This window comes from Streptomyces sp. NBC_00878 (genome assembly GCF_026341515.1).
Taxonomy (GTDB): Bacteria; Actinomycetota; Actinomycetes; order Streptomycetales; family Streptomycetaceae; genus Streptomyces.
The window spans coordinates 7657687-7673153 of the sequence record NZ_JAPEOK010000001.1 but is presented as its reverse complement, the minus strand read 5'-3'; the positions used below and the strand labels follow the sequence as shown (position 1 = coordinate 7673153).

At 69.7% G+C, this 15467-nt stretch carries 14 protein-coding genes; 6 read left to right on the top strand and 8 right to left on the bottom strand.

What is annotated here, in order from left to right; translation table 11 throughout:
• Positions 1 to 17: 17 nt before the first annotated feature.
• The 4 genes from OHA11_RS33200 to OHA11_RS33185 all read left to right on the top strand — a co-directional run bounded on the left by OHA11_RS33200 (position 18) and on the right by OHA11_RS33185 (position 3483).
• Positions 18 to 803 carry a DUF4097 family beta strand repeat-containing protein gene (locus tag OHA11_RS33200; RefSeq protein WP_266502682.1) on the top strand — a complete coding sequence of 262 codons (786 nt, stop codon included), beginning with the start codon at positions 18 to 20 and terminating at the stop codon, positions 801 to 803.
• 74 nt (positions 804 to 877) lie between these two features.
• Positions 878 to 2302: a hypothetical protein gene (locus OHA11_RS33195; RefSeq protein ID WP_266502680.1), complete on the top strand. Its 1425-nt coding sequence runs from the start codon at positions 878 to 880 to the stop codon at positions 2300 to 2302.
• A 266-nt stretch (positions 2303 to 2568) separates the two neighbouring features.
• A complete protein-coding gene (locus OHA11_RS33190; RefSeq protein WP_266502678.1) occupies positions 2569 to 3255 on the top strand; it encodes a DUF4383 domain-containing protein in 687 nt (228 codons plus the stop codon).
• Positions 3256 to 3264: 9 nt separating this feature from the next.
• On the top strand, positions 3265 to 3483 hold the full coding sequence (locus OHA11_RS33185) for a zinc ribbon domain-containing protein (protein ID WP_266502676.1): 219 nt from the start codon (positions 3265 to 3267) through the stop codon (positions 3481 to 3483).
• 256 nt (positions 3484 to 3739) lie between these two features.
• Here OHA11_RS33185 and OHA11_RS33180 read toward each other — a convergent pair whose 3' ends face one another.
• Entirely contained in the window at positions 3740 to 4384 is a 645-nt protein-coding gene (locus tag OHA11_RS33180; RefSeq protein ID WP_266502675.1) for a response regulator transcription factor, read from the bottom strand.
• Complete coding sequence (locus OHA11_RS33175) at positions 4375 to 5469, bottom strand: sensor histidine kinase (protein ID WP_266502672.1); 1095 nt, start codon at positions 5467 to 5469, stop codon at positions 4375 to 4377. Before OHA11_RS33175 ends, OHA11_RS33180 begins: the two co-directional genes overlap by 10 nt.
• 176 nt (positions 5470 to 5645) lie before the next feature.
• Here OHA11_RS33175 and OHA11_RS33170 point away from each other — a divergent pair, with 176 nt between their 5' ends.
• Positions 5646 to 6425 carry a DedA family protein gene (locus tag OHA11_RS33170; RefSeq protein WP_266502671.1) on the top strand — a complete coding sequence of 260 codons (780 nt, stop codon included), beginning with the start codon at positions 5646 to 5648 and terminating at the stop codon, positions 6423 to 6425.
• Here OHA11_RS33170 and OHA11_RS33165 read toward each other — a convergent pair.
• The 3 genes from OHA11_RS33165 to OHA11_RS33155 form a co-directional block, all read right to left on the bottom strand.
• Positions 6352 to 7206: an HAD family hydrolase gene (locus tag OHA11_RS33165; RefSeq protein ID WP_266502670.1), complete on the bottom strand. Its 855-nt coding sequence runs from the start codon at positions 7204 to 7206 to the stop codon at positions 6352 to 6354. The genes OHA11_RS33170 and OHA11_RS33165 overlap by 74 nt on opposite strands.
• Positions 7206 to 9836 (bottom strand): phosphoribosyltransferase, encoded by a 2631-nt coding sequence (locus tag OHA11_RS33160; protein ID WP_266502669.1) that lies wholly within the window; start codon positions 9834 to 9836, stop codon positions 7206 to 7208. Before OHA11_RS33160 ends, OHA11_RS33165 begins: the two co-directional genes overlap by 1 nt.
• Before the next feature lie 66 nt (positions 9837 to 9902).
• Positions 9903 to 11069, bottom strand: coding sequence for an HpcH/HpaI aldolase/citrate lyase family protein (locus OHA11_RS33155; RefSeq protein ID WP_266502668.1), 1167 nt, complete (start codon positions 11067 to 11069; stop codon positions 9903 to 9905).
• 199 nt (positions 11070 to 11268) lie between these two features.
• On the opposite strand from OHA11_RS33155, the gene OHA11_RS33150 reads away from it, so the two are divergent.
• Positions 11269 to 12204, top strand: coding sequence for a TerD family protein (locus tag OHA11_RS33150; RefSeq protein ID WP_266502666.1), 936 nt, complete (start codon positions 11269 to 11271; stop codon positions 12202 to 12204).
• A 188-nt stretch (positions 12205 to 12392) separates the two neighbouring features.
• Here the strand turns inward: OHA11_RS33150 and OHA11_RS33145 are convergent, their stop codons facing one another.
• The 3 genes from OHA11_RS33145 to OHA11_RS33135 form a co-directional block, all read right to left on the bottom strand.
• Entirely contained in the window at positions 12393 to 13130 is a 738-nt protein-coding gene (locus tag OHA11_RS33145; RefSeq protein ID WP_266502665.1) for a Tellurium resistance, read from the bottom strand.
• A 211-nt stretch (positions 13131 to 13341) separates the two neighbouring features.
• Entirely contained in the window at positions 13342 to 14487 is a 1146-nt protein-coding gene (locus tag OHA11_RS33140) for a DUF475 domain-containing protein (protein ID WP_266502664.1), read from the bottom strand.
• A 297-nt stretch (positions 14488 to 14784) separates the two neighbouring features.
• The gene (locus OHA11_RS33135; RefSeq protein WP_266502663.1) at positions 14785 to 15360 is read right to left on the bottom strand and encodes a TerD family protein; all 576 of its coding nucleotides are present in this window, start codon (positions 15358 to 15360) and stop codon (positions 14785 to 14787) included.
• Positions 15361 to 15467: the final 107 nt, after the last annotated feature.

Sequence of the window (15467 nt, the reverse complement as noted above, 5' to 3'; positions counted from 1 at the left end):
GCTCTGCGGGGCGATCCGTGGGCGGTCCGCGGCGGCGCTCCCTCTTTGGGAGGCGGCGCTCCCTCGCCGGGCTCGGGGTGGGTGTCGTCGTCTTCGGTGTGTTCGCCACCGGGTGTGGGGCCAGTGCGGGGGACGACAAGGATCCCGAGCAGCGTTCCTTCGCGCTCGGTGGGCGGACGCTGACCGTCGACTCCGACGACTCGGCGCTCGAACTGGTCGCCGCGGATGTCAAGAACGTCCAGGTCACGCGCTGGTTCGAGGGGCGGGTCGCGATCGGTGGGGACCCCGAAGTGACCTGGGGGATGAAGGACGACACGCTGAAGCTCCGTATGCACTGCTCGGGTGTGGTCGCCGACTGCTCGGCCAAGCACCGCATCGAGGTGCCGCGTGACGTGGCGGTCGTCGTGAAGGACGGCGACGGCAGCGTGAAGGCCAGCGGTTTCAAGGACTCGCTGAACATCCGCACGAACGACGGCTCCGTACGGGTCGAGGACGTGGCCGGGCCAATCACTCTGCGTACTGACGACGGCTCCGTCAGGGCGACCGGCGTCGACTCGCGGCGCGTGGACGTGAACACGCGGGACGGGTCGGTACGCCTCGGCCTCACCGTCGTACCGGACCGGGTCTCGGCCCGCGGACACGACGGTTCCCTGACCATCGAACTGCCGGAGGCGACGTACCGCGTCTCCACCGGGACCGACGACGGCGGGGTGGATGTGTCCGTTCCCCGTGACGAGCGCAGCTCGCATGTGGTGTCCGCCCATACGAAGGACGGGAAAGTCACCGTGCGTACGGCGAACTAACCGGCCCGTGTGTTCGTCCCTACCTGGTGGGAGAATGACACCGGGTAGGACGGATGACAGCACGGGAGAGGGAAGTGACGGCGACACCTTCGCAGCCGTACACACCGTTTGTGCCATGCGCACAGCAAGTACCTCGCCCCCGTGCCGGATTCGGGCCCACGGGGGCACGTAGCGCTGGCCGTGACCTGCTGGCCCTGGTCCTCCTTCCGCTACCGCTGCTCGCGGTCGCACTCACGCTGCCCGCCGCGTTCGCCGGCGGTGGCACCCGGCGGTGGTTCGGCGGGCGCTCCGAGAGCCAGCGGGCCGAGGCCCAGGCGGCGAAGGACGCCGCGGCGGCCGCGTTCTACGAGCTCGACACGGCGCAGCGCGATCTGCGGATCTCGATCGAGACGATCACGGCCGTCGACGACTCCCCCGCGGCCCGGCGCACGGTCTCCGACTTCGAGGCGCTCGGCCGCCGCATCGACGAGGTCAGCCTTACGTACATCAGCGCCGTCGACGCCCACGACCTCGACCGCGACGATCTTGAGGCCTCCGTCGCCGCGCACGCGCGTACCGAGCTGACGAAGGCCAAGGACGAGCTGGCCCGGGTCAAACAGGAGCTGGACCGTTTCGAGCAGGGGCTCGGGCCGCTGCTCGGCAAGGCCGAGACACAGCTGGCCCGCCTCGCCCCGGCCGTCGAGCGCGCCCGCCAGTCCCTGCTCGCCGCGTCGAACGCGCTCGATGCCGTACGGGGATCGGAACTCAAGGCCGACGACCTCGCGGCCCGGCTCGCCGCCCTCGCCCCGGAGCTGACCAGGCTGAATCAGGGCGCGGGGCAGCACGGCGTACCGGAGACGCTGGAGCGCGCCGACCGGGTCGCGCGGGATGCCGAGACGGTCCGTGCGGAGGCCGAGCGGCTGCCGGAGCGGGCCGCCGAGATCGACCGCCGCCTCGTCACGCTGCGGACGCGCGCACAGGCGCTCACCACGCGTTCCGGGCAGGTGGATCCGGTGCTGAGCGAGTTGCGGCGGCGGTTCGCCGCCGAGTGCTGGCAGGACCTTCAGCACGTACCGGACCAGGCCGCCGAGACCGTGCGGCAGGCCGAGCAGAAGCTGGCGGAGGCGCGGACCGCGCGGGAGGAGCAGCGGTGGGCGGACGCCACGTCGCTGCTGTCCACGGTGCGGGCGCTGCTGAACACGACCGATGAGGCCGTGTCCGCTGCCGGGGACCGGTTGCGGCGGCTGAACGAGGTGTCGAAGGATCCGCAGCGCGAGATCGACCGTACGCGGTTCGCGATCCGCGATGCCCAGCGCTTGGCCATGGCGGGGCGCAATACACCCGATCCTCGGCACGCGCGTCCGCTCGACGACTCGGTGGCCCGGTTGGAGCGGACGATCGGGACGTTGGAGGGGCGGCACCCCGACTACTGGCATTTCCTGACCGAGCTGGAGGGTGTGCGGGCGACGGTGGCTCGGGTGGTTTCCCAGATTCGTGAGGAGCGTGGGGGCGCCTCTTGATCTTCGGGGGCGTCATGGGTTCCCCGTGACCTGCGGGGCGTCATGCCTTGTCCGTGACCTGCGGGGCGCGGTGCGGGTCGGGGGGCTGGTCCCGCAGTTCCTCGCGCCCCTGAAAGGAGCGCTGCCTGACGGCGCGCTCCCTCGACTCCCTCGGCTCCTATCCTGGCTCTTCTCCCTCGAACCCCACTCCCAAGTGTGGCGATGCAGCCCTCCCGGGCGGATGCTGAATGTACGTACGGCCTCCGCTCGCACCAGAGGAGGCGGACATGGCCACGCACGTACTTCGTACGGCGCCGAGGCGGCGGATCAGGCTCGATGAGCATCTGCCGGTCGACCACCGTCTCAGCAAGTTCTACCGGGTCGGCGCGGGGCTGATGGGTCTTGTGCTGCTCGCCTTCGGCGTCCTGGGACTGATCGACAAGGTCGGCTTCTTCAACACCCGCGGGGACACGGTCGCGGGGCTGAACACCAACGGCGCGCTGAGCGTGCTGTCGATCTGCGTCGGGCTGCTGCTCTTCGTCGGCATGGTGATCGGCGGCAACATCGCCTCGACGATCAACATGGTCCTCGGTGTCCTCTTCATCCTCAGCGGCTTCGTGAACCTCGCCCTCCTCGACACCGGCTTCAACTTCCTCGCCTTCCGCATCCAGAACGTGCTGTTCAGCTTTGTGGTCGGCGTGATGCTGATGTTCTTCGGGATGTACGGACGCGTCGGCTCGGCCCTGCCGCACGACAACCCGTACTGGCGGGCCCGCCACCCCGAGCAGGCCGCCCGCGAACAGCGGCTGAGGGCGGAGCTCGGGACCAGGGCCCTGGCCGGGGCCCCGGGCAATGCCACGCTCCCGGAAGCCGAAGCCGCTCTCCCTGGAGGCGAGGCCACTCCCGCCGCAGGCGAGCTCGGTCCCCCGGAGGCCGGAGCCGGGCCCATGGGAGACGAGCCGCGCACCCGCTAACCTGTGCCCATGCCTCGCTACGAGTACCGCTGCCGGACCTGCGGCGACACCTTCGAGAAGAGCCGTCCGATGGCCGAGTCGTCGGCGCCCGCGGACTGCCCCGCCGGCCACGACGACACGGTGAAGCTGCTGTCGACGGTCGCGGTCGGCGGCTCGGCCTCTGCACCCGCACCCCGCCCCAGCGCCGGTGGCGGTGGCGGTTGTTGCGGCGGGGGCTGCTGCGGCTGACTCCGTCCGGGGGCGGGGTTCCGCCAGGACCAGGATCCTCCAGGGCCGGTATTCCTCCAGGACGGGTTCCTGGGAGTCAGGGCCGGTTCCTGGGAGTACCGGGATTCTCAGCGTCCGCCCGAGGGACCATCCGCACAACTGCGCCCCCTCCTCGGAGGGACAGCCCCCTTCCTCGGGCCAGGGCCGACAATCGGCTGCCCCACCGACAGGCCGACCCATCAGTCCGGCCGCCCACCCACCCCACCTCTCGATCACTTCAGGCCCCCAAATAGCGAAGTACGGCCAGCACTCTGCGGGAGTACCCCTCGCTTCCTGTCAGTTCGAGCTTGTCGAAGATCGCGTTGATGTGTTTCTCGACTCCGCTGAGGGAGATGTGCATCCGTCGCGCGATGGCCGCGTTCGTATGCCCCTGAGCCATCTCCGCCAGCACGTCCTTCTCTCGCGTGGTGAGTCGGTCCAGGAGGTCCGCGCGCCCGCTGCGGCCGAGCAGCTGACGCACCACCTCGGGATCGAAGGCCGCTCTCCCCTGGCTCACCCTCTCCAACGCATCGAGGAATTCGTCGACCTGGACGACACGGTCCTTGAGCAGATAACCGACCCCCTCCGAGTCTCCGGTCAGCAACTCCGTCGCGTACCGCTTCTCGACGTACTGCGAGAGCACCAACACGCCCACGCCCGGCCAGCGTTCGCGAATCTCCAGGGCCGCACGCAGCCCCTCGTCGGTGTGCGTGGGAGGCATGCGCACATCCGCCACCACCACGTCCGGCCGCTCCTCGGCGACGGCCACCAGCAGCCGCTCGGCATCACCGACCGCGGCCAGCACCTCGTGCCCTTCCTCGACGAGCAGCCGTACGAGGCCTTCTCTCAACAGGGTCGAGTCCTCGGCAAGGATCACACGCACGGCAACTCCGCTGAGATGACGGTGGGTCCACCCACCGGACTGAGCACACTGAACCGGCCGTCGAGGGCGTCCACTCGCCGGGCCAGCCCGAACAGCCCGCTGCCCATGGGGTTCGCGCCGCCCGAGCCGTCATCCTCGATCCGCACGCACAACTCACCGCTCGCTGCCCACAGATGGACGACGATCCGACGCGCCGCCGCGTGTTTGACCGCGTTCGTGACGGCTTCGCAGACCACGAAGTACGCGACGGTCGCCGCCGCTTTTCCTGGCTCGGCGGACAGCCCGTACTCCACCCGCACCGGCACGGACGAGCGCTCGGCGACCGTCTCCAGGGCAGCCCGCAGGCCCGCCTCGTCCAGCGTGGTCGGATAGATCCGCCAGGCCACCTCACGCAGCTCGGCCAATGCCTGTCCGCTCTCGTCGTGGGCCTGGCGGAGCAGCCGGTCGGCACGCTCTGTGTCCTGGCTGCGCAGGGCGCGGCCGAGGAGCATGCCGAGGGCGACGAGCCGCTGCTGTACACCGTCGTGGAGGTCCCGCTCGATGCGGCGGCGTTCGTCGTCCACGGCGTCCACCACCGCGGCGCGGCTCGCGGCCAGTTCCACGATCCGCCGCTCCAACTCCTCCTGGTGGCTGGGCCCGAGGACGTGCCGGGCCAACTGCCGCTCCAGCTCGGCGACTCCGAATATCCCCTGCACGGCGAGGAAGAGCAGAAACAGCCCGCCGAGAGCCACGAGAGCTATCGCCCCGGGATGCTCGATGTCCGAGAACATCCAGCCGTACATCCAGTATGTGCTGTACGCGAGACCGATCGCCACCGAAAGCATCACGACGCCGCCCAGAACTCCGAGCGTCCAGCGGCACGCGATGTAGCGCAGGGCTCCCGCGTCCTCGTACGCGGGAGAGATCGACACGTTCGTCCAGGTCCTGAGCCGTCCGCGCTCGAACTCCGTCAGTCGCCGCGCCCCCGCGAAGACGGGCCGGAGCACGGCCTGACGGCCACGCGGCCAAGCCAGTACGGGTAACAGGGCGAGGCCGGAGAGAAGGGTGAAGAGCAGCTCGACGGCGGCCGCGGCGGCTCCCGTCATGAGCCCCACCGCGCACCGCGTCCCACGTCGTGCCACATCTCGCATGATCGCCACGCTAGCCGGGCGCCGGAGTCGCGCGCACTGAGGAAAACCGCAATTCGGAACTGCGGTCCACCGCACGGATCCTTGCGGTCGTCCTCAGGGTCCCTTCAGCCTCGTTTTTCTAGCGTGGAGGCATGACAGCCATCGCAGCCGCCACGGCGGACAGCAGCGCACCACCATGGATCAACAGCCTTATGGACACGCTCGGGGCGTCGGGCGCGGGCATCGCCGTCGCCCTGGAAAACCTCTTTCCGCCCCTGCCGAGCGAGGTCATTCTGCCGCTCGCGGGATTCGCGGCGAGCACCGGACGGATGAGCCTGTTCGCGGCGCTGCTGTGGACGACGGCCGGCTCCGTCATAGGCGCGCTCGCGCTGTACGGAGTGGGGGCGCTGCTCGGCCGCGACCGGACGGTGGCGATCGCGGCCCGGCTGCCGCTGGTGAAGGTCTCGGACATCGAGAAGACGGAAGCCTGGTTCTCCCGCCACGGCACCAAGGCCGTGTTCTTCGGCCGGATGATCCCCATCTTCCGCAGCCTGATATCCGTGCCCGCGGGCGTCGAGCGCATGCGCCTGTCCGTCTTCCTCGGCCTGACCACGCTGGGCAGCGCGATCTGGAACACCGTCTTCGTCCTCGCCGGCTATCTGCTCGGCGAGAACTGGTCGGACGTCACCGGCTATGTGTCGACGTACTCGAAGGTCGTGCTGGTGGCGGCGGTGCTCGCGGTGCTGCTCTTCGCGGGCATACGGCTACGGCTGTTCAGGCCGGGCCCGGGCGGGCGGCGCCGCGCCAACGCACCCACCGAACCCGCCCACCCCACCGAAGCCGGCGCAGCCACCGCCCCTACCGGACCTCCCGCAAGAACTCCCGCAGGATCCGTTCGCCCGCGGCGACACCCCGTTCCGGGAGGGAAGTGATCCCGGGGGCCGTCCAGCCGACATCGGCCAGTTCGCCGTGGCCCGGGCGCCAGCCACGGTCCGCGGCCAGTAGGAGGTCGGCGTCGAGGAGGGAGTCACCGGCGGCCAGGGTAAGGGTCGCTCCCGTGCGGCGGGCGACCTCCCTCATGGCGGCGCTCTTGGTGAGCGGCTTCGGTACGGCGTAGATCTTGCGGCCCTGGAGGGAGACCGTCCAGCCGCGGTTCTCCGCCCAGACGGCCAGTTCCTTCGCCCAGTCCTCGGGCAGCAGTTCGCGCTCGACGACGACGTACACGAAGAGGTCCTCGGCGACGCGGTGCTTGCGCAGCCAGGCCGGGTCGGAGGTGGCCTCCATGTGCTCGCGCACCTCGTCGAGCGGGGCGCACTCGCGGGCGAGGCGTTCGGTCACCGAGGTGTGCCACTCGGGGTCCGACACACCGTCCACGAGCAGGTGACCGCCGTTGGCGCAGATCGCGTACTTCGGGGCGGGGCCCGGGAGTTGGATGCGCTGGTACTGCTTGCGGGTTCGGGTCGTGGTCGGTACGAAGTCGGCCAGGTCGCCGAGTTCGGCGAGCAGACCGGCCGCGGTCTCGGTCATGTAGGACAGCGGCTTGCTCTCGTGCACCTCGACGCTGAGCAACCGGGGCGCCCGCGCGTCGGGCATGGTCAGGGCCAGTGCGGCCGAGGAGTAGATGAGCGTGCGGTCGAGGTCGCTGGCGACCAGCACTTTGGGAGAGGAGGTGGGCAGTGAACCAGAGTTCGTCATCTCGGCGGTGTTCGACATCAGACCGTCACCGCCTTGCCGTCGGCGCCGGTCGCTCCGCGGGTGTACTTCGGGTGGATCAACCCGACGCAGGTGTACGGGAGTTCGGCCACCTCTTCGACGGGTACGCCCCGCTGCTCGGCGAGCAGGCGTACGTGGTCGAGGTCGGCGCCCGCTCCGGCCCGGGCGAGGATCTTCCAGGGGACGCGGCGCAGCAGTACGCGGGTCGCCTCGCCGACACCGGGCTTGACGAGGTTCACGTCGTGGATGCCGTACTCCTCGCTGATCCGCTCGACTGCCGCCCAGCCCTCCCAGGTCGGGCTGCGGTCGGTGGCGAGGAGCTCCTTGACCTGGGCGTCGACCGCATCGTCAACCGAGTCGAAGCGGTCGGAGACCGCGTCCAGGAAGGCGACGGAGACATCCGTGGCGGCGAGCTCGCGGTAGAACTTCGCGCCGTGGTAGTCGTGCTCGCCGACCAGGTCGGCGCGGAGGACCGTACGCGAAATGAGGCCGGAGACCGTCGAGTTGAGGCAGGCGGAGGGGATGAGGAAGTCCTCGCGGGTGCCGTACGTGCGCACGCAGGAGCCGGGGTCGGCGAGGACCGCTATCTCCGGGTCGAAGCCGGTGATGCCGTCGGAGGTCTCGAACTCCTCGATGGCCTGGGCGAGTTCGCGGGTGATGGCGCCCTTGCCGGTCCAGCCGTCCACGAAGACGACGTCGGCCGGGTCGTGGTGGGCGGCCAGCCAGCGCAGTGCGTTGGTGTCGATGCCGCGGCCGCGCACGATGGAGACGGCGTAGTGCGCGAGGTCGAGGCCGTGCCGGTGCTGGGCCCAGCGGCGCATCAGGATGCCGACGGGGGTGCCGGCGCGGGCGAGCGATACGAGGACAACGCTGCCGGGGCGCGGCGACCGCTCCGCGAGCACGGTCTCCGTGACGACACCGACGGCCTGGGCGATACGGGTGGCCGAGACGGCGAGCGCGTTGTGGAACAGCTCCTGGTACGCCTCGCTCGGCTGGTACTCCACCGGGAGCGACTCCGCGTAGTGGGCGCCACCGCTCTGGATGGCCTCTTCGCGCTCTTCCGTCGGCGCCTCCAGCCGGGTGTCCGAGAGATCCCGCAGCAGCCAGCCGACCTCGTCAGGTGCGTACGAGGAGAAGTCGGGGCCACGGAGGGGCTCGGGCAGCATGGAGGGCCTTTCAGTGGGCGGCTCGGCAGACGGCCGTTCTGGTGCGTACGAGGGGACGACGGCGAGCAGCACGCTCGGCGTGTGCGCGGCGAGCCGCGCCAACAGGCCGTCGGGGGCGTGCAGTTCGGGCGTGTCGGCGGCGGAGTCGACCACGGCGACGACGGCGTCGAAGCCGGCGCCCGCGACGTTGTAGGCGTAGCGCTCGCCGGGGCCGTCGGCGGGGTTGTCGTGGGCGGGGAAGACGAGCCGCGTGCGGATCGCGTAGCCGGGGTCGTCGACGGCGAGGACCGGGGAGCGGGTGGTCGTGGAGTAGCGGACCTCGGCGTCGGTCAGCTTCTCCAGGGCGACGGCGAGCCGCAGCGGCGCGTACATCAGTTCCTCGAAGCCGAGGACGAGCACGCGGCGGGCGCCGGACGGAAGCGCCTCGGCGATACGGGCCGCCATGGCGGGCAGGACGCCCTCCAGGCGTACGCGGTGCTCGGGCGTGAAGCCGTGCCGGCCGCCGTCGGGTATCCCCTCGGGCCAACCCAGCTCGACGCGGAGGGCCGGGCGGCCGGGCGCCCCCTGGGCCTCCTGCGCCTCCTGGACGGAGGCCTCCGTCGCGGACTCGTACCGCGCGACCAGCGCCTGCCCCTTCTCCAGGACCCCCTCGGGCAGCCGTACCGTGCCGGAGGCGGCCGTCACGAGGTCCACGCGGGCGCTGATCTCGCGGGCGAAGTCCTCCAGGCGTCCGAGGTCCGCGGCCGAGCGCATGTCGACCAGGGCGACTATGACGTACCGGTCGCGCGGATAGCGTTCGTGCAGGTCACGGATGGTGTTGAGGATGGTGTTGCCGGTGGAGAACTCGTCGTCGACGAGGACCAGCGGGCCGTCGTCGGCCAGCAGGTCCGGGTTCTCCGGGAGCAGCAGGTGCGAGGTGGCGTGCGAGTGGGATTCCTCGAAGCCGCCCGCCCGTGCGACGCCGTCGACCGGGCGCCGGGTCGAGTGGAGGCAGGGTGCGAGGCCCACGCCGTCCGCGACGGAGTGTCCGAGCCCGGTGGCCGTCTCGGCGTACCCGAGGACGACGGCCCGGCGCGCCTCGTCCTCACCGAGCAGGTCGCGCACCCGGAGCCCGAGTGCGAAGCCGTACCCGTACACGACGGCGGGCGACTGGGGTATGTGCTTGCCGAGCACGTGCGACACGAGCAGATGGGCCCGCTTGGGGTTGCGCCGCAGCGCGAGTCCGAGCAGTTCGCCGAGCCCCTCGTCCCCGACGAGTTCGACCCCGAGTCGCTCGGCGACCCAGGATCCGGACCAGGTCTCACCGTCGCGGGTGTCACCGTCGGTTCCGCCCGGCGTCCCGGACGGGCTCCCGGCGCCGGGGCCCGCGTCGGCCCCCGGCCTGGTCCCCGACCTGGACCTGGGACGGAATCCGGTCGCCGACCAGACCCCTGCCCGGGCCCCGTCGTTCACAGCGTTGTTCATGGATTCCTCGGGTGTCGGCCAGTGTCAGTGAGCGTAAGTGGGCGGGATGAGGGTGTGATGGGGGCGTCAGCCGGGGATTCCCGCGGCGAGCAGTTCCACGAAGCCGATGTCCTCGTTCGCGACGCCGAAGGCCTCGGCTCGCTGGAGGGTGCGCTCGGCCCAGGCGCGGTGCGGCTTCACCTCGTTCATCTTGTTCGTGTACGCGGACCGCAGCACGCCCCCGCCGCCCCGCTCGGGCCGCAGGATGTCCTGGGCGTCGCTGAACTCCTCGTGGCTGACGACGGACAGCGCGTGCACGGGCGGGACGTGGGAGGGGTGGATGCAGGTCTTGCCCTGCAGTCCGTTGGCCCGGTCGAGGGAGATCTCCCGCAGCAGGCCGTCCATGTCGTGCTCGATCAGCAGGTTGCGCAGGTCCTCGGCCTCCGGGGTGAAGGGGCTGCGCCGCAGCTGCGGCTTGAACATGCGCTCCTGGACCCGGAAGTACTCCCACACGGGCCCGGTCACGGTGAATCCGGTGCCGTCGGCCCGCCCGAGCACGTTCACCACGTCCGCGATCACGGAGGCGACGATCTGCACGTCGTACGCGGTCATGTCGGGCGCCCTGCGCAGTCCGTACGACGCGCAGAAGTCGGTGACGCCGAGCCGCAGCGCGAGCACGCGGTCGCGGTACTTGTCCACGGCCCGGAAGATGCCGGCGAGGGTCTCCGCCCGGGACTCCCGGTACAGCAGATCGGGCGATTCCAGGACGGGCATCGCGAAGAGCCGTCGTCCGCTCGCGGCCTCGGCCGCGGTGAGCGCCTCCAGGAACGGGATACCCCGCTCCTCGGTGAACTTCGGCAGTACAAATCCGGACAGGAGCCGGACCGACTCGCCGAGCCGCCGGACCAGGTCGGGGATCTGCTCGGGCGCTCTCACACGGACGAAGAGCAGCGGAAGCTCGGTTTCCGGGCAGCGTTCGGCCAGGACGGCGAATTGCCGGACCAGGTTCTCCTCGGCTACGGGAACCTCCGCGTCGTCGATCGAGTCCTCCAGACAGAGCACCATCGAGACGACACCGCGCCCGGTCTGCTTCACGATGTCGTCGGCCAGCCTCGGCCTGGTGGCAGGACTGTAGAGGGTGGCGCCGAGGGCCACGGCGAGTACCCGGGCCGGGGAGTCCGCGGTGAAGACGCACGGCTCCTGGTGGAAGAGGCGTTCCCGCACCTCAGAGGTGATGTGCCCGAAATGACGCATAAGACTCCCCCGGGGCGGCTAGGCGGCCTCACGATATGTGGCCGGTAATAGTACGTAGAGATCCATGTCAAGGGTTCCCACCGGGCATGAAATTCAGGTAACGCAGGCAAACACCATTGTGTCTTCTCTCCGCGTATCGGGCCGCTCGGGAAGGCACCCCACGTTGTCGTGACCAGGACCGAGAAGGCAGGATGACCGCATGACGCACGCGATGCTGAAGGGGTCGAACGTCCCGCTGGACGCCACCGCGGTGCGCGCCGTGCTGCGCTGGACGCCGGGACGGGGTGTCCCGGACGTGGATGCCTCCGCGCTGCTCCTCGGCCCCGACGGCCGTGTGCGGTCCGACGAGGACTTCGTCTTCTACAACCAGCCCCGGCATCCCTCGGGCAAGGTCTGGCGACTCGGCAAGAAGCGCGTGAACGAGGGTCTCGCCGAGGGCCTCACGGACACGATTCAGTCGGATCTGGCGGGCCTTGACAATGGAGTGGGCCGGATTCTCCTTGTCGCTTCGGCCGAGGACGTCACCTTCGACCGGGTCAACGACCTGCGGATCCTGCTGTACGACGCCACGCTCGGGGACTCCGAACCGCTGGCGTACTTCGACATCAGGCCGCAGACCGGCAAGGAGACCGTGCTGATCGGCGGCGAGCTGTACCGGCGCGGCGAGGGCTGGAAGTTCCGGGCGCTCGGCGAGGGCTACAAGAACGGCCTGAAGGGTCTGGCATCGGACTACGGCATCTCGGTGGACGAGTCCGAGAACGCGGACCAGCAGGTGTCCGCGCTGCCCGCGCTGCCCGCGCTGCCCGGTCCGCCCGTCGGCGCGCAGCCGTTGCCGCAGCCCCTGCCGCCCGAGGCGGCCACTCAGCTGCCCCCGATGCCCCAGCAGCCGGCGTACGGCTATCCCCCGGCCGCCGCAGGCCCTGACCCCACTCGGCAGCAGCCGCCCGCCACCCAGCCCGCGTACGGCTACCCGCAGCCCACCAGCCAGCCCGCCTACGGCTACCCGCCCACGGCCCCGGCCCAGCCCGCCGCGGCAACAGCCCACTCCGGCTACGGCTACCCCCAGCCGGTGACCCCGCTCCCCGACCCGGACTTCCGGCTCCCCCCGCAAGGACCGCAGTTCATCGGCCGATAGAGGGCGCCCCAAGGCCCCCAAAGGGGCGCGAGGCTGTGACATTTGCGGCTCCTCCCCCACTCTCGGCTTCGCTCGAGCGGGGGACCCCCCATCGTGGGCGCGACAAGCCGCAAACAACCCGCAGCCGCCACCGAACCGGACACCCCGAGCTGTGAGGCGCCTCTGCCAAGCCCAGCGGCAGCGCGTGGTCAGCGGTCGGCTTTCGACTTGTAGCCGCGTCCCCACTGGAGTCCCCAGCCGTAGAGCCGGTCGAGCTCGGCCTGGAAGCCGTACACGAACTTCACCTCGCGGCGCACGACCAGTTCGTTCTTGACGTTCTCGATCATGACCACCGCGCAGGACCTGGCCTGGGAGTGCCGCTCGTCGAGGCCGATCTCGATCCGGGGGCCGTTGCTCGGGAAGAGCGTCACGATGGCGTGCGTACGGTCGAAGGCGGGGGTCTGGTCGTAGATGTAGACGAAGACCAGGAGCCGTTTGATCTGCTCGCGGTGGTCGAGGTTGACGAAGATCGTCTCGCCCGAGCCGGAGCCGAAGCGGTCGTCGCCGCTGAGCTTCACGTAGGGCGCCTCGTTGAGTTCGCCCAGGAAGCCGCCCAGCGGCTGGACGACGCCCTTGCTGCCGTCCGCGAGCTCGTACATGCAGCCCAGGTCGAGGTCGACGTTGACCATGCTCTGGGTGTGTGCCTGCACCACTTCCGGCTTGAACGCCTTGAAGGGGTGGCGCAGCAGGCTGCCCCGCTGCGGCCCGCCTATGTCGGAGGTGCGCATCCGCCAGGACAGGTTGATGCGGAGGTTGCCGGTGGCGGCGCCCTGTTTGGTGAGCGAGATGGTCTGGTTCCGTTTGGTCAGTTCGATGGCGTTGGTCGCCGCGCTGCCCGAGTCGAATTGCATCGACCGCCCGCGCCACAAACTTTCCCAGAAGCTCATTCCCGCCCCCACGCTTCCCTGTTCACTTCGACGAATGACCTCGGCGTACGACCTCGACGAACGGCCTCGACGCACCTCGGCGTACGTCTTCGGGGTCTCTCCGCGTACGACTTCGGCCCATGACCTCGACGTTCGACGTACGCGTGAGGGGCGGCCGCGAGGAGTCCCTCGGCGGCCGCCCCTCACAGAGCGTTCCTCAACCGGACGGGTGTCACACCCCGGACGAGACTTCGGTCTTGTCGTCCGAGGCCTCAGCTTTTCCCTCGGCGGCCGCGATCGCTCGGTTGCGGCGCACGGAGGACCAGAAGGACCAGGCGATCAGGACGACACCGATGAGGCCGGTGACGATCTCGTTGACCTCGAAGCGGATCGTGATGAGAAGGATCCCGGCGAGGGCGCCGATGGCGTAGTGGGCGCCGTGCTCCAGGTAGACGTAGTCGTCGAGGGTGCCCTGGCGGACCAGGTAGACCGTGAGCGACCGGACGTACATGGCGCCGATGCCGAGGCCGAGGGCCATCAGGATGATGTCGTTCGTGATGGCGAAGGCGCCGATGACGCCGTCGAAGGAGAACGACGCGTCCAGGACTTCGAGGTACAGGAACATGAAGAAGGCGGCCTTGCCGACGAGTGCCCCCGCGGAGACCTGCTTGCCGCTGCGCTTGGCCTCCTCCTCTTCCTCGTGCTCGCGCTCCTCCGCTTCCTCGAGACGGTTCTCGAAGAAGCCGGAGAGCCCGCCGACGACCAGATACGTGATGAGGCCGGCGATGCCGGAGAGCAGGACCGTCTCCGCCTTGTCGGCGGACCCGGCGTGCAGGTGGGCCTTCGGGGCGAGGGCCAGCGCGGTGATCAGCAGGACGATCAACGCGATGCAGGCCGACAGCATGTCGACCTTGCCGAGCTTGGCGAGCGGGCGCTCCAGCCAGCCGAGCCACTTGATGTCACGGTCCTCGAAGATGAAGTCGAGGAAGATCATGAGCAGGAACATGCCACCGAAGGCCGCGATCGACGGGTGGGCGTCCGTGACCAGTTCCTGATAGCGGTCCGCGTCGTTCAGCGCCAGGTCGACCGCCTCGATGGGGCCGAGCGAGGCGCTGATCGCGACGATCACGACAGGGAAGACCAGCCGCATTCCGAAGACGGCGATCAGGATGCCGACGGTGAGGAAGATGCGCTGCCAGAACGGGCTCATCTTCTTCAGGATTCCGGCGTTGACCACCGCGTTGTCGAAGGACAGCGAGATCTCGAGGATCGACAGGATCAGCACGATCCCGAACGCGGTCCATCCGTCGATCAGCACCGCTGCGACCAAGCCGATCGCGGTGACCGCGAACGACCAGCCGAAGGTTTTCAGAACCACTGGCTACCCAATCGTGAGTTGGGGGGCTACCCCCGGACGAAGTCCGGAGGGGGTTTCCCCCCGCCGTACCCGGCTTTACGAAACATTGACCTGAAGTCTAGAGGGCCGACTCTCCGGGCGAGAGGGCCGGGCCACCCCACCCGGAGAGCCGCAGGTCCAGAGGGCGTGAACGCCAGTGGCGGCCCTTCGGCCCCGCCCGTCACGCCGCTTTCGGTACGCGACGGGCGATGACCCCTCCTTGATCCACGCTTGATCACCGCTTGGTCGCCGGGGGCGCTCTCCCCGGACCCGGCCGCCCTACGAAACGTTGACCCCGAAGTCCAGGGCGATGCCCCGCAGCCCCGACGCGTAGCCCTGGCCCACCGCCCGGAACTTCCACTCGTTGCCGTAGCGGTAGACCTCGCCGAAGATCATCGCGGTCTCCGTGGAGGCGTCCTCGGAGAGGTCGTAGCGGGCGAGCTCCTGGCCGTCGGCCTGGTTGACGACGCGGATGAACGCGTTGCTGACCTGGCCGAAGGTCTGGCCGCGGTTGTCGGCGTCGTGGATCGAGACCGGGAAGACGATCTTGTCCACGTTGGCCGGCACCTTGGAGAGGTCGATCAGGATCGACTCGTCGTCGCCGTCGCCCTCACCCGTGAGGTTGTCACCGGTGTGCTCGACCGAGCCGTCGGGGCTCTTGAGCTGGTTGTAGAAGATGAACCACTCGTCACCGAGCACCCGCCCCGAGTTGCACAGCAGCGCGCTGGCATCGAGGTCGAAGTCTGCTCCGGTGGTCGAGCGCGCGTCCCAGCCGAGCCCGATCAACACCTGCGTGAGGTTCGGTGCGGCCTTGGAGAGGGAGACATTGCCCCCCTTGGCGAGCGTGACGCCCATGTTCCTTGTCCTCCCCGGTCAAGCCATTGGGTTGTTGAGCACGTCCGGCGCCGCACTAGGAGTGTGCGGCGCCGGACGGGAAAGGTGAAGCGGGTAACCGTGAAGCG